This is a genomic window from Nocardia jiangsuensis (genome assembly GCF_042650385.1).
In the GTDB taxonomy this organism is placed as follows: domain Bacteria; phylum Actinomycetota; class Actinomycetes; order Mycobacteriales; family Mycobacteriaceae; genus Nocardia; species Nocardia jiangsuensis.
This window is the reverse complement of sequence record NZ_JBHSAX010000005.1, coordinates 49,565-68,021: the sequence shown is the minus strand read 5'-3', so window position 1 is coordinate 68,021 and position 18,457 is coordinate 49,565. Positions and strand designations below refer to the sequence as shown.

General features: G+C 74.0%; 17 protein-coding genes. 7 read left to right on the top strand and 10 right to left on the bottom strand.

What is annotated here, in order from left to right; all coding sequences use genetic code 11:
• Positions 1 to 5 precede the first annotated feature (5 nt).
• Together ACFO0B_RS05490 and erm are read left to right on the top strand one after the other, a co-directional pair.
• Positions 6 to 3,791: a hypothetical protein gene (locus ACFO0B_RS05490; RefSeq protein WP_378611193.1), complete on the top strand. Its 3,786-nt coding sequence runs from the start codon at positions 6 to 8 to the stop codon at positions 3,789 to 3,791.
• A 471-nt stretch (positions 3,792 to 4,262) separates the two neighbouring features.
• On the top strand, positions 4,263 to 5,039 hold the full coding sequence (erm, locus tag ACFO0B_RS05485) for a 23S ribosomal RNA methyltransferase Erm (RefSeq protein WP_378611192.1): 777 nt from the start codon (positions 4,263 to 4,265) through the stop codon (positions 5,037 to 5,039).
• Between the two features lie 54 nt (positions 5,040 to 5,093).
• Here erm and ACFO0B_RS05480 read toward each other — a convergent pair whose 3' ends face one another.
• From ACFO0B_RS05480 to ACFO0B_RS05465, 4 genes are all read right to left on the bottom strand, one after another.
• On the bottom strand, positions 5,094 to 5,486 hold the full coding sequence (locus tag ACFO0B_RS05480; RefSeq protein WP_378611191.1) for an ectoine synthase: 393 nt from the start codon (positions 5,484 to 5,486) through the stop codon (positions 5,094 to 5,096).
• Positions 5,487 to 5,488: 2 nt separating this feature from the next.
• The gene (ectB, locus tag ACFO0B_RS05475) at positions 5,489 to 6,751 is read right to left on the bottom strand and encodes a diaminobutyrate--2-oxoglutarate transaminase (RefSeq protein WP_378611190.1); all 1,263 of its coding nucleotides are present in this window, start codon (positions 6,749 to 6,751) and stop codon (positions 5,489 to 5,491) included.
• Positions 6,748 to 7,290 (bottom strand): diaminobutyrate acetyltransferase, encoded by a 543-nt coding sequence (gene ectA, locus ACFO0B_RS05470; protein WP_378611189.1) that lies wholly within the window; start codon positions 7,288 to 7,290, stop codon positions 6,748 to 6,750. The genes ectB and ectA overlap by 4 nt, the downstream gene beginning before the upstream one ends.
• Before the next feature lie 111 nt (positions 7,291 to 7,401).
• Positions 7,402 to 8,112, bottom strand: coding sequence for a response regulator transcription factor (locus ACFO0B_RS05465; RefSeq protein WP_378611188.1), 711 nt, complete (start codon positions 8,110 to 8,112; stop codon positions 7,402 to 7,404).
• Between the two features lie 473 nt (positions 8,113 to 8,585).
• On the opposite strand from ACFO0B_RS05465, the gene ACFO0B_RS05460 reads away from it, so the two are divergent.
• Positions 8,586 to 13,142, top strand: a complete 4,557-nt coding sequence (locus ACFO0B_RS05460; protein WP_378611187.1) for an HAD-IC family P-type ATPase — start codon at positions 8,586 to 8,588, stop codon at positions 13,140 to 13,142.
• Positions 13,143 to 13,215: 73 nt separating this feature from the next.
• On the opposite strand, the gene ACFO0B_RS05455 is transcribed toward ACFO0B_RS05460, so the two are convergent.
• The 5 genes from ACFO0B_RS05455 to ACFO0B_RS05435 all read right to left on the bottom strand — a co-directional run bounded on the left by ACFO0B_RS05455 (position 13,216) and on the right by ACFO0B_RS05435 (position 16,522).
• Positions 13,216 to 13,587 carry a hypothetical protein gene (locus ACFO0B_RS05455; RefSeq protein WP_378611186.1) on the bottom strand — a complete coding sequence of 124 codons (372 nt, stop codon included), beginning with the start codon at positions 13,585 to 13,587 and terminating at the stop codon, positions 13,216 to 13,218.
• A gap of 494 nt (positions 13,588 to 14,081) precedes the next feature.
• On the bottom strand, positions 14,082 to 14,882 hold the full coding sequence (locus ACFO0B_RS05450; RefSeq protein WP_378611185.1) for an RNA polymerase sigma factor SigF: 801 nt from the start codon (positions 14,880 to 14,882) through the stop codon (positions 14,082 to 14,084).
• The gene (locus ACFO0B_RS05445) at positions 14,872 to 15,300 is read right to left on the bottom strand and encodes an ATP-binding protein (protein WP_378611184.1); all 429 of its coding nucleotides are present in this window, start codon (positions 15,298 to 15,300) and stop codon (positions 14,872 to 14,874) included. The genes ACFO0B_RS05450 and ACFO0B_RS05445 overlap by 11 nt, the downstream gene beginning before the upstream one ends.
• 193 nt (positions 15,301 to 15,493) lie before the next feature.
• Positions 15,494 to 16,174, bottom strand: coding sequence for a PAS and ANTAR domain-containing protein (locus ACFO0B_RS05440; protein WP_378611183.1), 681 nt, complete (start codon positions 16,172 to 16,174; stop codon positions 15,494 to 15,496).
• Between the two features lie 39 nt (positions 16,175 to 16,213).
• Positions 16,214 to 16,522: an STAS domain-containing protein gene (locus tag ACFO0B_RS05435; RefSeq protein WP_378611182.1), complete on the bottom strand. Its 309-nt coding sequence runs from the start codon at positions 16,520 to 16,522 to the stop codon at positions 16,214 to 16,216.
• Positions 16,523 to 16,725: 203 nt separating this feature from the next.
• Between ACFO0B_RS05435 and ACFO0B_RS05430 the strand changes: the two genes are divergently transcribed.
• Both ACFO0B_RS05430 and ACFO0B_RS05425 read left to right on the top strand, forming a co-directional pair.
• Positions 16,726 to 16,848 (top strand): hypothetical protein, encoded by a 123-nt coding sequence (locus ACFO0B_RS05430; RefSeq protein ID WP_378611181.1) that lies wholly within the window; start codon positions 16,726 to 16,728, stop codon positions 16,846 to 16,848.
• An 8-nt stretch (positions 16,849 to 16,856) separates the two neighbouring features.
• A complete protein-coding gene (locus ACFO0B_RS05425; protein WP_378611180.1) occupies positions 16,857 to 17,087 on the top strand; it encodes a DUF6480 family protein in 231 nt (76 codons plus the stop codon).
• A gap of 22 nt (positions 17,088 to 17,109) precedes the next feature.
• Here ACFO0B_RS05425 and ACFO0B_RS05420 read toward each other — a convergent pair whose 3' ends face one another.
• Positions 17,110 to 17,535 (bottom strand): ChaB family protein, encoded by a 426-nt coding sequence (locus ACFO0B_RS05420; protein ID WP_378611179.1) that lies wholly within the window; start codon positions 17,533 to 17,535, stop codon positions 17,110 to 17,112.
• A gap of 123 nt (positions 17,536 to 17,658) precedes the next feature.
• Between ACFO0B_RS05420 and ACFO0B_RS05415 the strand changes: the two genes are divergently transcribed.
• Both ACFO0B_RS05415 and ACFO0B_RS05410 read left to right on the top strand, forming a co-directional pair.
• Entirely contained in the window at positions 17,659 to 17,985 is a 327-nt protein-coding gene (locus ACFO0B_RS05415; RefSeq protein ID WP_378611178.1) for a hypothetical protein, read from the top strand.
• A gap of 14 nt (positions 17,986 to 17,999) precedes the next feature.
• Positions 18,000 to 18,452: a hypothetical protein gene (locus tag ACFO0B_RS05410; protein WP_378611177.1), complete on the top strand. Its 453-nt coding sequence runs from the start codon at positions 18,000 to 18,002 to the stop codon at positions 18,450 to 18,452.
• Positions 18,453 to 18,457 lie beyond the last annotated feature (5 nt).

Below are 18,457 nucleotides of genomic sequence, written 5' to 3'. Positions count from 1 at the left end.
GCGAAATGACCGAGTCGTATTCGCAGTGGTACGAACGCCATTCGCCGCCCGGGAAGATCCTCGCCACGCAATACACCAGTGCCGAGCCGATCCGCTACAACGGCAGCCTGGTCTATCCCATGTACTCCGAGGAGTTCGGGACGCCCGGCGCGCGGCTCGCGATGACAGCACTTTCCGCCGCGCCGCCCGCCGGACTGCGCGGCTGGGGCATCGGGCTCTCCGTGCTCGGCGGGCACGTCCGCTTCGACGGCAGACGGCTCGGCGGCATCGACGTCTGGGGTGACGCGCTCGCGACCGGGCTCAGCGTCGAGCTCGCGGGCAACTCCGCCGAGGCGCTCTTCACCCTCACCCCGGTCTGGGTGGACGACCGCGGCGTGCAGAAGTCATGGGAGGGGAACTACGGCATCCTCGTCGAGCACCTGCCCGACGGACGCATCACGCTCTGGTGCAGCGTCGGCGAGGGGCCGCCGAACTTCGCCAACCTGGTGGTCGAGATCGCCACCACCGCGCTCGACGCCGAGCCCGCCGCGCCGCAGGAGAACGAGGCGCAGCTGCTCGACGACCAGTACGTCACGCTGCCCGTTCGCTACCGCGCCGAGCGGCCGGACGGGGGGCGGGTCGTGCTCGTCGACACCGGCGCCGCACCCGAGGTGAAGGGTGAGGTCGCGCGGCGTGCCGGGGGGTGGGTGAGCAGGCGGGACTACGCGCCGCCCGCGGACGGGTCGGCGGGGCACTGGGATCGGCAGGCACCGGAGGATGCTGCCGTCCGGCGGCCGAGCGGGGAGTTGCCGCCGGTTCCCGAGGGGCTCGGGGAGGAGTCGCCGTTCGGGCCGGGGGTCGGTTCGGAAGGGGTCGTGGGCGGGAACGGTGAGCAGGTCGCCGGCGGTGCAGCCGGGTTCGGCCGGATCGTGGGTCAGCCCGTTCCGGGAGAGGCGGCGCGGCGGTCCGAACCGAGCGGTCGAGTTCCATCGGGAGCCGAGGAGCGGCCGGATTCGGGTGCGGAAGGGTCGACTCGGCGGTCCTCGGGGGGAAATCCGGACAGCACGGGATCCGGCGAGCAGGCGAATGCCGGTGCGTCCGGGTTCGGGCAGCCCTCCGGTAGGTCGGCAGCGGCTCCCGCAGCCGGCTCCGGTGCGCGGGCAGAGTCCGGAGCGGCTGGGTTCGGCCGCGCGCAGGCGGAGCGGAAGCCGGGCGATTCGGTGGCCGAGGAGCGGCGACGGGCCGACGCCGGCGTCGGGCAGCGCGGCGTGAGCGCGCAGGCGAAGGCCGACGAGTTGCGTACCGGGCTCGGGGATGACCATCCGGGACCGACGCGGCCTGCGGACGGGCCGGCGCTCGGCGGAGGCCGGGGCCGGCGGCCGGTGGAATCCGGCCGGGAGGCCGCGGAGCGGAGTCGTGCGACCGAGTCCGGGCGGCTGGCCGACCAGCCGGGCCGACCGGCGGAATCCGGGCCACAGGCAGACGAGCCGGGACGGCCGGCAGGCTTCGAGCGGCGTGCCGGCGAGCCGGGTCGGGATCAGCCGCGGAACGACGGGCAGCCGCCCGCGCGGAGCGGCGGCCAGCATGTGCTGCCGACGCGAACGGGGCGGCGGCCGGACATCCGCGAGTCGCGGTACGGGCAGCGGCCGACAGCGGCGGGCGAGAAGCTGACCGGGCGGCACGGGCAGGCGAAGCAGGGTCGGCCTGCCACCACCGGCGCCCAGCCGAGTGCGCCGGGGACGAATCTGGCGGCCGGGCTGCACGGTATGCGCGGTGACGAGTCGGATCAGCGGCGGGAGAGCTTCGCCGCGCGGTTGCAGGCGCTGCGCGGGGAGCGGTCGACGCCGACCCAGCCGCATCGGCACGACGCGCCGGAGCAGGTCGGCGAGGCTCGCACCGGGAGTGCGGATCCGTCCGGCGGGCCGCGGGCCCGAACGGCGGAAGCGGGGTCGAACGGTTCGGCTGCGCGAACCCCGGAGGCGGGCGCCGGCGGCGCGACCGGCCGGACCTCGGAGGCGGGAACTAGCGGAACGGCTGCGCGAACCCACGAGACGGGAGCAGACGGCGCGAGTGAGCGACCCGCGGAGGCAGGGCCGGGCGTGGCGGTCGGTGGGCAGCCGCGCGTCCCGAGTGGCTTGCCGCGGCGCGGGGGGAGCACCGCTGTCGATGCTCGCGAGCCGGGGGCGCAGCCGACGAACTCCGCCGACCGGCTCGGCGGCCCGCGTCGGCCCGCCCCGGCGGATGGTGCCGTCGATGGTCGCGGCGAGAACCGGCGGAACGCGCCCGGCCGTCCTGCGTCGGACGACGGTCGGCGCAGGGCGGACCAGCGGCCTGCGGACGTGGCCGAGCCCCGCGGCAGCGGGAGCCTGGAAGAGGCCGATCCCGGCGCCGATCGGACCGGGGCACAGGTTGCCCCGCGGCCGCACGAGGTGGCCCCGAACCGCACGGAGACGTCGCGCATCGGCGATCGACAGGATCCGGCCGGCGCAAGCGGGCCACAGGTCGACCCCCAGCCGCACGAGGTCGCACTGCGCAAGCCGGTGCCGCCACGCCGCGTCGGGCGGGCGGATGAGACCGCCCCCGGCGGCGGCACCACCGCGCCGCAAGGCGGAACGCGCCCGGATCCGGCCGGCTCCGCAGCCGGCACGCTCGACCTCAGCGGCGGGCAGCCGAAGCCATCCGCGCCCGGCGCGGAGGTACCGACACCGCGCGGAGAGCAGCCGGAGCCGGCCACGCCCAGGCTCGATATCGCGACCCCGCGCACCGAGCAGCGGCCGCGGGATCCCGCGCCCAGCATCCGTTCAGCCGCGTCGCGCGGCGAAGGACAGCCCGGGGCGGCCGCCGCCGGCGCCGACGTGGCTACCCCGCGCACCGAGCAGCGGGCGCACGAAGTCGTGCCGGGGAGCGGTGCTCCCCCGCCGGGTGGCGGTACGCGGCCGCAGGAGGCGGCCACAGCTACGTCGCCTGCCGGCGGGCGGCTGGAGCAGGCCGCGCGCGACTCTGGAACAGCTGGGCAGGGCCAGCGAGCGCGACCGGAGGCGAGCGCGTCAGTCGACCGGCGGGCGGCGCAAGCGGCTGACCCGAGCACAGGCCGGACGGCCGACCCGAACGCGGCGCGAACGGCCGACCCGAAGGCGGGCCAGGCGGCCGAGCCGAACGCGGCGCGAACCGATCGGGAGGTTCCGCGGCAGGCCGATGGGGCAGCACCGCAAGCGGTCGGCGCGAACACTCCGCGACGAACCGATGCCGATGGGCCGCAATCGGCGAGCCGGAACGCGGCGCAGCGAGCCGATCGTGCGGCGCCGCACCGAAATGACCAGAACGCGGCCCAGCAAGCCGACCGCAATGCGCCGCAGCGAGTGGACCGGAGCATCGCACCGGCGGACGGGCAGAGCGGAACTCGGGCCGCTGAGCCGAGCCCACCCGACGGCACGCTCGCCGAGGAGCCGACCGGCTTCGGCGGCTGGAGCGCCGCAACCCTCCAGCACAACCCGGACACCCTCCCCCCGCGCCGCAGCGTCTACGGCCCTCCGCCGGTACCGCGCGGCCAGGGCGGGATCATCGGTGACCCCGGATACCGCGGCGCCCTGTACGACCTCGGCCTCGCCATGTACCGCCGCGGCGACACCGAGTCCGCGCGCGGGCTGCTGACCCAGGCCGCCGAGGCGGGGCACGTTGCCGCCGCCTACGACCTGGGCTCGATCCTGCGCGACGAGGGCGACCGGACCGGCGCGGAGGCGTGGTGGCGCGCGGCGGCCGCACACGGTGAACCGCGCGCGGCGGCGAGCCTGAAGGAACTGCGCGAGGGCTGACAGGAGCCGCAGCCGGACGGCGACGGAGCCCCGCCGACGGCACCGTTTCGCCCCGACGGCACCGTTTCGCCCCGACGGCACCGTTTCGCCCCGACGGCACCGTTTCGCCCCGACGGCATCGTTTCGCCCCGACGGCATCGGCCGGCCAGCGACAGCGTTCCAGCGACAGCGCCCCGGCCAGCGACAGCGCCCTGCCCCAGCGGCGGAGCCCCCCGGAGCAGCGGCGAAAACCCGTGGCACGAAGAGGGCCCGGTGCAGTACCGTCCCCGACATGGGAGCCAGCCCCGGTGAGTTCAGCGCGGTCGTGAGCGCGCGTTCGGTGCCGTCCGCCCGCCCGCGCCGCGCCGCCTAGGCCCGCCGGCGCACCGCACTCCCCTCTCCCGAACGGCCCGAAGCAGGCCGTCGAAGCCGTGCCCGGCATGGGTCAGGCGCCATCACCGGTTCCCGATTCGCCTTCTGCCGAAGGATCCCATGCCTCGCCATTCCCGGCCGGCGCGCGTCCGCGCCCGGCTGTCCCAGAATTTCCTCGTCGACCCGGCGGCGGTGCGCGCGATCGTGCGCGCCGCCGAGCTGACGCCCGCCGATCTCGTGCTCGAACCCGGTCCGGGCGCGGGTGCGCTCACCCGGGCGCTGCTGCGCGCGGCGGGCCGGGTGCACGCCTACGAGCTGGACCCGCACCACGCGGAGCAACTCCGCGCCCGCTATCGCGATCACCCTCGAATAACCATCGAACACAGTGACTTTCGCGCAGTGCAGCCGCCGGACGAGCCGTTCACGGTGGTCGCGAACATCCCGTTCGCGGCGAGCACCGACATCCTGCGCTGGTGCCTCACAGCGCCCGCGCTGACCTCGGCCACCCTGCTCACCCAGCGCGAGTTCGCGCGCAAGCACAGCGGTGACTACGGCCGCTGGTCCCGGCTGGCGATCACGCACTGGCCGCAGACGGCGCTGGCGCTCGGGCCGCGGGTGGGCAGGAACAGCTTCCACCCGGTCCCCGCCGTGGACGCGGCGGTACTGCTCGTGCGCCGCCGCGGGCAGCCGCTGCTTCCGGCGGCGAGCCTGGCGAGCTACCGGCGCCTGGTACACCTCGGCTTCGCGGGCACGGGCGGCTCGTTCGGCGCCTCCCTCGCCCGCGAGCACCCCCGGGTGAAGGTTCGCAGTGCCTGCGGGACAGCGGAACTCGATCCGGACACCCCGGTGGGGCTGGTCACGCCCGCCCAGTGGCTCACCGTCTTCCGAGCCCTGTGAACGAACTCGAGCCGCCACCCGCACGGGGTGGCGGCTCGAGCCGGCGAGAAGGACTCAGGTGTTCACGACGACGAGCGGGTACACCCCGTTCTCGTCGTGCACCTCCTGCCCGGTGACGGGCGGGTTGAACACGCACAGCATGCGCAGCTGGGTGTGCGCCTCCAGCCGGTGCTTCTCGTGCCCGTCGAGCAGGTACATCGAGCCGGGGCCGAGCTCGTAGGTGACGTCGTTGTCCAGGTCGTGCAGCGTCCCCTCGCCCTCGACCAGCCAGACGGCCTCGATGTGGTTGAGGTAGTGGAAGACGTGCGTCGAGCCCGCCTCGATGGTGGTCTCGTGGAAACTGAACCCGACGCCGTCGCCGCCGAGCACGATGCGCTTGCTGCGCCAGCCCTCGCCTGCCACGTCGCGCTCGGTCCCGGTGATCTCCTCGGTGGTTCTGACGATCATGCTCATCCTCCCATGACGTTGTCGACGGCCGCGCCGAGCCGCGCGAGGCCCTCGGTGAGTTCGTCGCCGGTCAGGGTCAGCGGCGGCAGCAGCTTGACGACCTCGTCCATCGAGCCCGAGGTCTCCACCAGCAGGCCGCGCTCGAACGCCGCCTGGCCGACCTTCCCGGCCTGGCCCGGATCATCGAAGACCAGGCCGTGCACCATACCGCGGCCGCGGGTGGAGAGCCCGGGGAAGCGCTCCGCGAGCTTGCCCAGCTCGGCGGCCACCACGTCGCCGTTGGCCAGCGTCGACCGCTCCAGCGCGTCGTCGCTCCAGTAGTGCCGCAGCGCGGCGGTCGCGGTGACGAAGGCCGGGTTGTTGCCGCGGAAGGTGCCGTTGTGCTCGCCCGGGTTCCACTGGTCGTGCTCGGGCTTGAAGAGCACAAGCGCCATCGGCAGGCCGTAGCCGCCGATCGACTTGGAGAGCGTCACGATGTCCGGGGTGATGCCCGCGGTCTCGAAGGAGAAGAACGGGCCGGTGCGGCCACAGCCCATCTGCACGTCGTCGACGATCAGCAGGATGCCGCGCGCGGAGCAGAGCTCGGCCAGGTGCCGCAGCCACTCCGGGCGGGCCAGGTTCACGCCGCCCTCGCCCTGCACGGTCTCGACGATCACCGCGGCCGGGCGGTCGAAGCCGGACGAGGTGTCGTCCAGCACCCGCTCCATCCACTGGAAATCGGCGGTGGTGTTGTCGAAGTAGCCGTCGTAGGGCATCGGGGTGGCGTGCACCAGCGGCACGCCCGCACCTGCCCGCTTGGCCGCGTTGCCGGTGACCGAGAGCGCGCCGAGCGTCATGCCGTGGAAGGCGTTGGTGAAGCTCAGGATGGTCTTGCGGCCGGTGATCTTGCGGGCCAGCTTGAGCGCGGCCTCGACGGCGTTGGCGCCGGTCGGGCCGGGGAACTGCACCTTGTAGTCCAGTCCGCGCGGGGCCAGCAGGGTGTCCCGGATGGTGACGAGCAGCTCGCGCTTGGCCGCGGTGGACATGTCGAGGCCGTGCGTGATTCCGTCGCTCGCGATGTAATCGAGCAGCGGCTTCTTGAGCAGGTCGTTGTTGTGGCCGTAGTTCAGCGCGCCCGCGCCGGCGAAGAAGTCGAGGAAGTCCCTGCCCTCCTCGTCCTTCAGCCAGGCGCCCTTGGCGGTGGTGAAGAGCGTCGGCCAGGAGCGGCAGTAGCCCCGGACGTTGGACTCGAGGCTCTCGAACACGGTGGTCTCGGCGGTGATCATCGGTGCTCCTCCGGGGTGATAGGGGCGATGGTGTACAGGTCTTCGGCCTCGTGGTCGTCGGGGAAGGCCGATGGATCGAACAGCGGGCGCTTGAGCATGTCGGCGCCGCGCTTGCGGGCGACCGAGCCGAACATCGCGATCGACGCCTCGTTGTCCGGGGAGACCGTGGTCTCCAGGATCGAGACGCCCGCGGCGGCGGTGTCGTCGAGCAGTTTGTGCAGCAGCGCGGTCCCGGTGCCACGGCCGCGCTGCGAGGGGTCGACCGCCACCTGCCAGACGAAGACGGTGTCCGGCGCCTTGGGGCGGACGAAGCCGATCACGAACCCCACCACCTCGCCGTCGACCTCCGCGACCACCGAGGTGGCCGGGAAATCACGGCACCACAGCAGGTAGGCGTAGCTCGGGTTGGCGTCGAGCACCTGGGAGTCCTTGGCGATCCGCCAGATCTGCGCGGCGTCGCCGACGCGGGGCGACCGCAGCACGGTTCCGCCGCGCTCGGTGCCGCGCGCGGTGGGCGGGGACAGGGTTGGCGTTGACATACATCTCCCTCGTCGGGTTCGGGTACTCGTCCAGGCTTGCGAAGAAACTTCGAGCTGAACCGGTCGAGTTGTTGACGGTCGCGTGCCGCCGCAGATGGCGAACTGTGCCGATCAGTGCTGAAGATCCAGCCGGTAGCCGAGGCCACGCACGGTGACAACGATCCTGGGAACGGAGGGATCGCGCTCGATCTTGGTGCGCAGTCTCCGCATGTGAACGTCCACGATCCGCTCGTCACCGAAGAATCCGCGCTCCCAGACATTCTCCAGCAACGTCTGTCTGCTCAGCACCCGCCCCGGGGTCTCGGCGAGTTCGCAGAGCAACCGGAACTCGGTGAGCGTCAGGTGCAGCTCCTCGTTCCCCCTGCGCACGGCGCCCGCGGCGGGCGCGAGCACCAGCGGCTGCCCGGGGTCGGCGTCGAGCACCAGTTCCCCGGCACCGGAGCGCTCGGCGGCGAACCCGGCCCGGCGGCGCAGCGCGCGCATGCGGGCCGTCATCTCCCTGATCTCGAACGGCTTGGCCAGGAAGTCGTCCGCACCGGCTTCGAGCGCGGCCACCACGTCGTTGGCGCCGTCGCGGGCACCGACCACGATGATCGGGACGTCGTGGTCCCTGCGGATCGCGCGGATGCAGTCGAAGCCGTCGGTCTCGTCCGCCATCAGGTCGACGATCAGGAGATCTGGTACGCCGTTGGTACGCAGTTGGTCGAGCACGTGGCCCACTTCCCCGGCCTCGGCGACGCTGTAGCCCTCGTCCTCCATGGCCAGGCGCAGTGCGTCCCGCACCCGGGTGTCGTCCTCGACGATCATCAGATTCGCGCTCACTACCATTCCTCTGCCGACAGGCACGGAACCGCCGTGACGAGGAGAATCGCATCCCCGGCCCCGGCGCTCTCCCGCGCTTCGAGCATTACCTCCGTGGCGGGAGCTTCGGTCCGCCCGGCTGCTGTTCGGTTACCCGGCCCCCTTCGACAGTAAACAGTTCGTAACACTGGGACGAGCGCACATCTACTGAGTTCGGTAGTAGGTATGCGAGCCGGACACCGCCGTTCAGGGGGCTGACGGACCCCGTCCGACCCTCAACGGCGAGCCCCGGGAAACCCCCGACGCCCTGGGGTAACGCCGAACCCGGCGGCGACGCGGGCGGCCCGGCGCGGACGTGCCCGCAGTGAGTGACACCGGAGCCGCGCGCGACACGGAAGTGTGACCGGCGCCACTGCGATTTCGTGACGGAGACCACCCGGTCTGGGGCGCATCGGGCGCCGTTTCGGACAAATCACCTCGGGTAGCCGCCTCCCATGGCTGTGTCTGTGCGCGGAGTGCTGTCGTCGTGGTGGGTGGAGGCCCCGGCCTCGGTGCTGGTGGGAGTCGCTCGGACGGGAGTCCTGCTCGCGGCGGCGGCGAGCACCCGGATCGCGGAGGCGCCGATGAACGCGCTGGAGACCGGCGCGCGGGCGGCCGGTGAGCTGCTGGACGGCGGGCCGGAGCACGCCCTGCGCGCCGACCTCGCCGCGCTGGTCGACCCGCGCACCGACCGGCATCAGCGCCGGGTGGCGGTGACCGGGGACCGCGCGACGGTCGAGGTGCGCGGGCTCGGCAGCGGCAAGCACCCGGCGGTGCTGCGCGCACTGGAGAAGCAGCTGGGCCGGGTCGACGGGGTCGACTGGTACCGGGTGAACGCGGTGACCGGGCGGGTGGTCGTCGCACTCACCGATGGCGCGGGCGACCTGCCGGAGCTGATCGCGGCGATCGAGCGGGTGGAGGAGTTCACCGAGGTCGCCGAGCTGGACTGGAGCCGCAGCGACGAGCACCCCGGTGACCGGGAGCCGCTGCTCGCGGCCGCCATCGGCGTGCTCGGCGATCTGGCCGCGCTCGCCGCCTCCGGCACCACCGCGCTGCTGCCGCTGCAGGCGCCGGTGCGCGCGCTGCGCTCGCTGGCCGCGCTGGCCGACACCCAGCCCCGGGTGCGCCGGGTGCTGGAGGAGCGGCTCGGCAGGCCGCGCGCGGATCTGCTGCTCACGCTGGCCAACGCGCTGGGAACGGCGCTCGGCGAGAGCGGCGCCGACGGGGTGCCGAACCTGCTGGTCGACACCGCGCAGCGGGCCCTCGTGCTGACCGAGGCGGTGGCCAGGCACCAGCGCTGGCGGGTCTGGGAGGCCGAGCTGCACCACGAGTCCGACGGCGTCACCGATCCGCTGCCCGGCCATGACCGCCCGGTGCCGCTGCCGCGCGGGCCGGTCGAGCGGGTGGCCGACGAGACGGCGGGCGGCTCACTCGCCGGTGCGGCCGCGCTCGTGGCAGGCGGCCGGTTCGGTGACACCGCGGACGCGCTCGCGCTCGGCGCACCCAAGGCGGCGCGGACCAGCCGCGAAGCCTTCAGCACCACCGTCTCCACCCTGCTGGCCAGGGCCGGGGTGCTCACCCTGCACCCCGGCGCGCTGCGCAGGCTGGACCGGCTCGACACCCTGCTGATCGACGGCGAGGCGTTGCTCACCGACCGCCGCGTCGTCCTGGCGGCCGAGGCGGGGGACGCGGACTCCGCCGAGCAGGTGTGGAGCGCGGCGCAGCGGCTGCTCTGGGACGCCCCCGCCGAGCACGGCCGCCGGGCGGCGAAGGGGCGGCCGCGGCTGGTGCACCCGGACTCCGGCACCGCCGACCGCGGGCCGACCATGCGTCCGGTGCGGCGCGAGCTGCGCGAGGGCGAGCGGGTGATCGGCCGGGTACTGGTCGGCCGGGAGATCGACCGGCGGGCGCACGGCGTGCTCACCGCGGCCCGCGCGGCCGGGCTGCGGGTGGTGCTCGCCGCGGGGCAGGACGCCGCCGAGCTGCGGTCGCTGGTGGACGAGTTCGTGCCGGGCACGGTCTCCTTCAGCACGCTGGTGCACGACCTGCAGGCGGACGGCCGCACCGTCGCGGTGCTGAGCCCGCGCGCGCACAAGGCGCTGGCCTGGGCGGATGTCGGCATCGGGCTGCTCGGCGCCGATGTCGGCATGCCGCAGGTGCCGTGGGGCGCCGACCTGGTGTGCCGGGATCTCGACCAGGTGCAGCGGGTGCTGGCAACGGTGGCCCCCGCGCGCGAGGTCAGCGAGCGCGGCCGCGCACTCGCGCTGTCGGCGGCCACGCTCGGCGGGCTGGTGCTCGCCGTCTCCCCCGGTCGCGGCGCGCACGGGACTCCGATGCTGGCCGCGCACTGCGCGGGGCTGCTGAACGGCGCGATCACCGGCTGGCGGGCGGTGCGGGTCGAGCCGCGCAGCGCCCCCGCGCCGCTGCTGCCCTGGCACGCGCTGCAACCCGACGAGGCGCTGCGCCGGCTCCCGGAGCCGCCCGCGGTGGCCGACCGCATCGCCCTGACGCCGTCCGACAGCCCGGTGCGGGCCCGGCTCGCGCCCGCCTTCGCCTTCGCCGGGCACCTGCGCCGCGAACTGGACGACCCACTGACCCCGATCCTCGGCGTCGGCGCCATCGCCACCGCCATCCTCGGCTCACCCGGCGACGCGGTGCTGCTCTCCTCGGTGCTCGGGGTGAACGCGGTGATCTCCGCGCGGCAGCGGCAGCGGGCCGAGCGCGCGCTACACCACCTGATGGAGAACGAGCAGCTCACCGGCTACCTGGTGGCGCGCGCGGAGCGCGCGGAACGTGACCCGGCGACCGACGAGGTGCGCGCCGAGCTGCTCACCGTCGGCGATCTGATCCTGGTGCGCGCGGGCGAGGTGGTGCCAGCGGACGCCAGGCTGCTGTGGACCGACGACCTCGAGCTCGACGAGTCCGGGCTGACCGGGGAGTCGGTGACGGTGGAGAAGCGGGTCGAGCCGACGCCCGGCGCCGCCCCCGCCGACCGCTCCTGCATGGTCTTCGAGGGGACAACGGTGGTGAACGGCTCCGCGCTGGCCGTCGTGGTCGCGACCGGCGACGACACCCAGGCCGGCCGGGCCACCGCGGGCGCGGTGCCGCCGGAGAAGGCCGGGGTGCAGGCGCAGCTGCGCAAGCTCACCGACCGGGCGCTGCCGTTCACCCTCGCGGGCGGCGGGCTGGTCGCGCTGCTCGGCGGGGTGCGCGGCAACACGCTGCGCGCGGCGGTCTCGGACGGGGTCGCGGTGGCGGTCTCGGCGGTGCCGGAGGGGCTGCCGCTGGTCGCGACGGTGGCGCAGCTGGCGGCGGCGCGGCGGCTCTCCCGCTACGGCGTGCTCGTCCGGGCCAGCCGGACGGTGGAGGCGCTCGGCCGGGTGGACACGCTCTGCTTCGACAAGACCGGCACGCTCACCGAGGGCAGGCTTCGGCTGGTCATGCTGGCCGACCTGGAGGGGCGGTGGGACTCCGACGCCGATACCGACGACGCGCGGCGGCTGCTGCGCGCGGCCGCGCGGGCCTGCCCCGACCCGGCCGACGGCCCGGTGCTGCACGCCACCGACCGCGCGGTGCTGGACGCTGCCGCCGAAGTGCTCGGCGACGAGGCGCACCGCTGGGACCCGATCGACGAGATCCCCTTCGAATCCAACCGCGGCTACGCCGCCGCGCTCGGCAAGACCTCGCGCCGGCTGCGGCTGGTGGTGAAGGGCGCACCCGAGGTGGTGCTGCCGCGCTGCGCGAAGCTGCGCACCGCCGACGGCGCCGCCGAGCTCACCGACGAGGTGCGCGAGCGGGCGCAGCGCGCGGTGCACGAGCTCGCCGAGCGGGGGCTGCGGGTGCTGGTGGTGGCCAGGCGCGACCTGGCGGACCGGCCGGACGACGTGGAGGGGGCGATCGGCGAGCTCACGCTGCTCGGCTTCGTCGGGCTCGCCGACACGCCGCGGCCGCAGACGGTGCCGCTGGTGCGGGCGTTGCAGGACAACGGGATCAGCGTGCGGATGATCACCGGCGACCACCCGGTGACGGCGGTCGCGGTGGCCGAGCAGCTCGGCATCGCGGTGCACGAGGTGGCGACCGGCGCCGACCTGGACCGGCTGGCCGGGCCCGAGCAGCGCGAGCTGATCGAGCGCAGCACGGTGTTCGCGCGGGTCAACCCGGAGCAGAAGGTGCGGATCGTGGCCGCGCTGCGGCGCGCGGGGCACGTGGTCGGGATGACCGGCGACGGCGCCAACGACGCCGCCGCGATTCGCACCGCCGACGTCGGGATCGGGCTCGCCGCGCACGGCTCGGCGGCCGCGCGCAACGCCGCCGACCTGGTGCTCACCGATCCGGATCCGACCGCGCTGCTGCACGCGCTGGTGGAGGGGCGCGGCATGTGGCAGCGGGTCACCGACGCGGTCGGGGTGCTGGTCGGCGGGAACGCCGGCGAGGTGGCGTTCACCGCGTACGGGACCGCGGTGAACGGGCGCGCGCCGCTCGGGACCAGGCAGTTCCTGCTGGTCAACATGCTCACCGACATGTTCCCGGCGCTGGCGCTCGCGCTCTCCCCGAGCAACGCGGAGGCGGGGCCGGAGGCGGACGCCGACGCAGCCGCGGTCGTCGCGAAGCGGGCGGCGCAGCTGGCCGAGATCCCGCCCGCCGACCTCGGCGACGACCTGCTCCGCACGCTGGCGCTGCGCGGCGCGGTCACCGCGACGGGGGCGGCGGTCGCCTGGACCACCGGGCGGGTGCTCGCCTCCGAGCAGCGCGCGGCGACCATCGGGCTGGTCGCGCTGATCGGCACCCAGCTGGGGCAGACGCTGATCTCCGGGCGGCGCAGCCCGATGGTCTGGGTGACCACCGCCGCCAGCGGCGCGGTGCTCGGCGCCATCGTCATGACGCCCGGCCTCTGCCACTACTTCGGCTGCACCCCGCTCGGCCCGATCGGCTGGACCATCGCCACCGGGTCGGCGGTCGCGGCCACCGCGGGCGCCGCGGTCCTCCCCCGGCTCCTCCCTTCCGCCGCGTAGCACCGATCCTCGCCCGGGTGGGACTGCGGCCAGGACCGAGGAACGAGCGGAGGGATGTGCCCGCCGGCGGGCGTCACCGGAGCCCGGGGACCGGGTGCTCGAGGCGGTTGAAGTTGCTCGTGCTGCCGTCCGGGCGCTGCTCCTGGAAGCGGAAGGTCAGGCCGCGTGCGTCGAAGGTGGCGAACCACTCGTCCCAGCCGACGGGCTGCAGGACGGCGCCGCCGTAGCCGGGGAAGTCGAAGCGCAGCACGCCGAGCACGCCGTCGAGGACGCTGCCCGGCATAGTGGCGGGACGGGCGCCGCGGCGCTCGGCCCAGGAGCGGATCACCCGGTGGTCGGTGGTGATCATGGTGCGTCCCGGCCGCTCCTGACGCTGCTCGGGGGAGGTGATCTGCTGCGGGCGGTCGGCCGGGGTGCGGGTTCCCGGCAAACGTCGATCGGCCATGGCTGAGCTCCTCGCTGGGTGCGCACCCGGCGGGCGCCGGGGGCCGCTCTCCCTACCCGCTCCCGATACCCGAGCCGATCGGCGAGCAAACCGGCGATCCCGGACGGTGCGCCGATTCGGCCGGTCCGGACCGGGTAGCCAACCGGGGTGCATCGAGTCCGGGCCGCGCGCCCGGTCAGTGAGGAGGACGTCGCCGTGAGCTCGTTCCCGCAGGGCCCCACCGGATCCGACCCGACACCGCCCGGCCCCGACCCCGCCCCGCCGGGGCCGGGGCATGATCCCGTCCCGCCGGTCCCCGCGCCCGACCCGGTCCCCGACCCCGCGCCGGTCCCGCCGATTCCCGCGCCGGACCCGATTCCCGCCCCCGACCCGATCCCGGCTCCGGCACCACCGGGCCCCGCCCCGATTCCGAGCCCGCTGCCCCCGGTCCCCGGCCCGGCACCGGCCCCCGCGCCGCCGAACCCCGTGTGAGGCCGCGCGAGGCGCTCGCGGGCTCAGTCCCCGAGCGCCTCGTCCCGCAACCCGGCGAGCGTCTTGGCGAGAATCCGCGAGACGTGCATCTGCGAAACCCCCAGCTGCTCGGCGATCTGCGACTGCGTCCGGTTCTCGAAGAACCGCATGACCAGCACCGTGCGCTCCCGCTCCGGCAGCTTCTCGATCAACGGCCGCACCGCCATATAGTCCTCGATCAGGTGGTACGAGGGCTCCTCGGCGCCGAGCCTGGCCAGCAGCGGTAGCGGGGCATTGTCCGAATCCCCTTCGGCGGCAACGGCATCGAGCGACTGGGACTGATACGCATTGCCCGCGATCAGCGCCTGCGTCACCTCGACGACGTCGACCCCGAGCTCGTCGGCGATCTCCCGCGCCCGCGGCATCCGCCCGAGCCGCTGCGAGAGCCCCTCGACGGTGCCACCGATGCTCAGCTGAATCTCCTTGGTGCGCCGCGGCACCCGCACCGACCAGGTGTTGTCGCGGAAATGCCTGCGCACCTCGCCCATGACGGTCGGCACCGCGAAGGAGAGGAAGGAGGAGCCGCGGCTCACGTCGTAGCGATCGACCGCCTGGACCAGCCCGAGCCGCGCCACCTGCAGCAGGTCGTCGAAGTTCTCTCCGCGACCGGCGAACTTGCGCGCGATGTGCTCGGCCAGTGGCAGGCAGGTCGCGATGAGCTGCGCGCGCAGCGCCTGGCGGCGCGGCTCCGCCTCGGGGCCGAGCGCCGCGATCTCTTCGAAGAGCGGCTCGGTGTTCTCGTAGCCGCCGCCGGATCTCCGGCCGGAACCCGGCTCAGCCGCCATCGGCGCTGCGGACCCAGGTGAAATCGACCTCGGTCGGGTAGCCGGAGCGCGCGCTGTCGAACGGCGCCTGCGCCGACGAGATGGATTCGGTGAGGGTGCGCACGATGTGCCAGCCGAAGCCGGACTCGCCGATGCCGCCCTCTGCGGCCGCGGTGGCCCGTACCCGGACGAACATCCGGCCCGCCTCGTAGCTGAACTCGCAGTCCAGGTCGGAGCCGGGAACCGCGTCCATGATCAGCGAGGTGGCCACCTCGTCCAGCGCGAGCCGGATGTCGGTGACCTCGTCGATGGCGAAATCAGCGATGAGGGCCACCGTCTCGGCGAGCGCGCGCAGCATGGTCAGCTGCTCGAGCGATGCCGGGACGCGCACCCCGATCGTCGTCGTATCCGTCGAGGATCGGGGAGTCTTTTCCCCCATTGCCCACCACCACCTTGTTCTCGAGGCCGACCGAGCGGCCACGCTACCGGACCGTTGCCGGCATCCCGCTCCGGCCTCGGTCCACGTACACGTATAGGGACACCGGGTGGCGGTGCGGGCCGCACACCGCCCGCACCCCGCCACCCGGTGATCACCGACCGCTTACCCGGTGCCACCTCGGCGAAACCGTCGGTCACTCCTCCTCGACGCGCTCGTGCGCGGTGAGCAGCAGGTGGTCGAAGCGGCTGCGCGCGCCCGCGGAGAACGGGGACAGCGTGCCGAAGTCGGCGATCAGCCGGGTCGCCAGCGTGCGCAGTTTGACGTTGGTCTCCTGGGACCGCCAGCTCAGTACCCGGAACGCCTGCTCCGGGCTCACCCCGTAGACCAGCATGAGCGCGCCCTTGGCCTGCTCGATCACCGCGCGGGAGGCATAGAGCTCGGGCAGCTGCTCGTCCAGCGTCTCGCGGCGGTGCACGGCGAGGGTGCCGGTGACGTCGACGTAGTAGCCGGCGGTGCCGAGCACCGCGCCGTCGGCTCCGGTGACGCGGTCGGCCACCACGATGACGTGGTGCACCTCACCCCCGGTGTCGACGATCCGGTGGCTGCTGCAGAACGGCTCGCCGTGCGCGATGGACCTGGCCAGCCGGTCGGCGACCTGTTCGCGGTCGTCCGGGTGCTTGTGTGCGAGCAGCCGCTCGGTGTCCGGCGCCGGGGTGCCGGGCGGGTAGCCGTGCATCGCCGCGACCTCGTCGGACCACTCCCACGCCTGGGTCTCGAACCAGAACCGGAAGCTGCCGACGTGCTGCCGCGCGCCCCCGCCGATCACCCGATCCACCGCCGCCGCCGCGGGCGGTACCGGCCTGCAATCCGTCACCAGGCAATTATCGGCAATACCTCCGCCGACCGGCGCGGTTCAGCCCGCCAGCGCGTCCCGCATGGAGCTGTAGGAGCGGAACAGCGGCCGCACCCCGGTGACTTCGAGCGCCCGCTCCACGTCCGCCCGGCCCGCCACCAGCCGGAGCTCCGATCCGCTGCCCGAGGTGCGCTGCTTGACCGACCCGAGCATGGTCGCCGCGCGGATACTGAGGAACCGGGTCGGCCGCAGGTCGACGACGACGCAGCGCCCACCGGTGCGCACCGCGCGCTCCAGCACCGAGCTGAACTCGGGGTATCCGGCGGCGTCGAGTTCACCCTCGACCCGCACCACCACGCAGTCGGCCATCCGGTGTACCCGAGGCTCCCAGCGTCGCCGACGGGGCGGGACACCTACTGCGGACATGAGCGACCTCCCGGTGGGGAGCGGTGATCACGGCCGTGAACTCGACCAGGGGCCAAGCATGGCACGTGCTCCGCGCCCGTGTCCGCGGAACGTAGCCGCTCGTTACCCGCCGGATTCGGCGCGCGGGCGGCGGGTAGCCGCGCCGCATGGAACTCCTGGTGATACTCGCGATCGCGCTGATCGTCGGCGCCGTGCTGCTGGTGCGCAAGCGCCGCGGGCAGCGTCCCGGCACCGCGCGCAATACCGGCAACCCCGGCAACCCCGAATAGGAGCACTCATGGCATCGATGGATCCTGATCCGGCCCGCGTCCCCGGCCTGGAGCCCGGCGGCGGGGTGCGGCCGGGCGACACCCCGCCGGACACCCCGCAGACCTCGGGGCTCTCCGCCTCCGAGCCGGCCACCAGGCATCACTTCCCGATCCCCGGCATCGTCGCCATCATCGCCGGGGTACTGCTGGTCGCGGTGTTCCTGATCGCCGCGGTGACCACGGTGGTCCTGCAGTTCTAGACCGTCCCGCTCCGCGACGGCGCTACTTCCGCGCCGCCGCGGTGGCCCGCCGGTTCGCCCGCTGGATGGCCTCGACCAGTTCGTCCTTGCGCATCCGCCAGCGGCCGGTGATCTCCAGCCGCCCCGCCACCTCCAGCAGGTGCTTCTTGGTGGCGTTGGCGTTCACGCCCTCAGCGGTCTCGCCGCCGGTGTTCAGCCCGCCGCGCTCGGCGCGCTCGTCCGACGGGCCGCGCTGCTCCTTGGCCTCCCAGTGGTCACCCACCTTCTCGTAACTGTGCTTCAGCGCGCTGTACCCGACCCGGTACGCGCGCGATTCGTCGCCGTCGTAGGTCTCCAGTGCGGAGTCGTGCGCCTCGGCGAAGGTGCGCTGCGCCTTCGCCGGGGAGCGCCGCACGGTGCTGGGAAGCTCCGACTTCTTCGCCTCGCCCTTGGCGTTCGTCTTCGGCATATCCGGCGGGTACCCCGCCGGCCCGCGCGGTTAACGGGGAGTGCGGCGGCTCGCACGATTGACCGCGATGGCGCCGGGTATGACCGAAGAGCCCCCATTCGACGTGGCAGAAAGGACCTCGATATGAGCGCCCCGAACACACCCGGCGAGAGGCGGGAAGTTCCGGTTTCCGGGCACAGCTTCCCGGACGACTCGCGCACCACCCGGCAGCACGCGGGCGAAGCGCTGGAGGACGCGCGGAACTGGCCGGGGATGATCCTGGTCGCTCTCGGCATCGTGCTGGTCGGGCTGACCCTGGTCGCCGCCGGCTACGGCTTCGAGGGCTGGGCGATCATCGCGGGCATCGCCTGCGGCGTCTGCCTCGTTGTCGGCGCGGCCCTGATCGTCCTGGAGCATCGGCGGGTGAAGGCCCTGGAGGGGCGCAGCCTGTCCGATCCCGGCGGGCACTGACGGGACGCCGCTCCATGCGTTCGCTCCACCTGTGCTCGCTCGCGGCAGCCGGTGCGCTGCTGCTCACCGGCTGCTCCGGCGACGGCCCCGATGTCGACCCGATACCGGCCACCGCGACCGGCGGCGGCTCCATCACGCTCACCTTCCCGCCGCCGGCCGACGGCACGACCGCGGAGGTGCCGGACACCGACACCATCACCGCGAGCGCCGAACGCGACCTCTGCGACACGCTCGCCCCCGAGATCGAGGGGTGGGCGTCGCAGGGCGGCACCGGCGCCAGGCTCTCCTACAACACCACCGTGCAGGGCTGGGCGGCCCGCAACGGCGGGCTCAACGACATCGTGGTGCGGGACCGCTCGGTGGTGGACACCATCACCGACAAGACCTGCCCCGACGTCCGGCAGCGGGCGCTCGACGCGCTCGGCATCTCCGACCTGGCATCCGGCCTCGTCGGCTTCGGCAACTGACCCTC

Bases quoted from the DNA above. Each gene is read 5' to 3' on its own strand.
- erm (WP_378611192.1), top strand. From the start codon at position 4,263: ATGCCTCGCCATTCCCGGCCGGCGCGCGTCCGCGCCCGGCTGTCCCAG.
- ACFO0B_RS05415 (WP_378611178.1), top strand. From the start codon at position 17,659: ATGAGCGCCCCGAACACACCCGGCGAGAGGCGGGAAGTTCCGGTTTCC.
- ectA (WP_378611189.1), bottom strand. From the start codon at position 7,290: ATGTCAACGCCAACCCTGTCCCCGCCCACCGCGCGCGGCACCGAGCGC.
- ACFO0B_RS05460 (WP_378611187.1), top strand. From the start codon at position 8,586: ATGGCTGTGTCTGTGCGCGGAGTGCTGTCGTCGTGGTGGGTGGAGGCC.
- ACFO0B_RS05445 (WP_378611184.1), bottom strand. From the start codon at position 15,300: ATGGGGGAAAAGACTCCCCGATCCTCGACGGATACGACGACGATCGGG.
- ACFO0B_RS05435 (WP_378611182.1), bottom strand. From the start codon at position 16,522: ATGGCCGACTGCGTGGTGGTGCGGGTCGAGGGTGAACTCGACGCCGCC.
- ACFO0B_RS05480 (WP_378611191.1), bottom strand. From the start codon at position 5,486: ATGATCGTCAGAACCACCGAGGAGATCACCGGGACCGAGCGCGACGTG.
- ACFO0B_RS05430 (WP_378611181.1), top strand. From the start codon at position 16,726: ATGGAACTCCTGGTGATACTCGCGATCGCGCTGATCGTCGGCGCCGTG.
- ectB (WP_378611190.1), bottom strand. From the start codon at position 6,751: ATGATCACCGCCGAGACCACCGTGTTCGAGAGCCTCGAGTCCAACGTC.
- ACFO0B_RS05420 (WP_378611179.1), bottom strand. From the start codon at position 17,535: ATGCCGAAGACGAACGCCAAGGGCGAGGCGAAGAAGTCGGAGCTTCCC.
- ACFO0B_RS05490 (WP_378611193.1), top strand. From the start codon at position 6: ATGACCGAGTCGTATTCGCAGTGGTACGAACGCCATTCGCCGCCCGGG.
- ACFO0B_RS05450 (WP_378611185.1), bottom strand. From the start codon at position 14,882: ATGGCGGCTGAGCCGGGTTCCGGCCGGAGATCCGGCGGCGGCTACGAG.
- ACFO0B_RS05410 (WP_378611177.1), top strand. From the start codon at position 18,000: ATGCGTTCGCTCCACCTGTGCTCGCTCGCGGCAGCCGGTGCGCTGCTG.
- ACFO0B_RS05425 (WP_378611180.1), top strand. From the start codon at position 16,857: ATGGCATCGATGGATCCTGATCCGGCCCGCGTCCCCGGCCTGGAGCCC.
- ACFO0B_RS05455 (WP_378611186.1), bottom strand. From the start codon at position 13,587: ATGGCCGATCGACGTTTGCCGGGAACCCGCACCCCGGCCGACCGCCCG.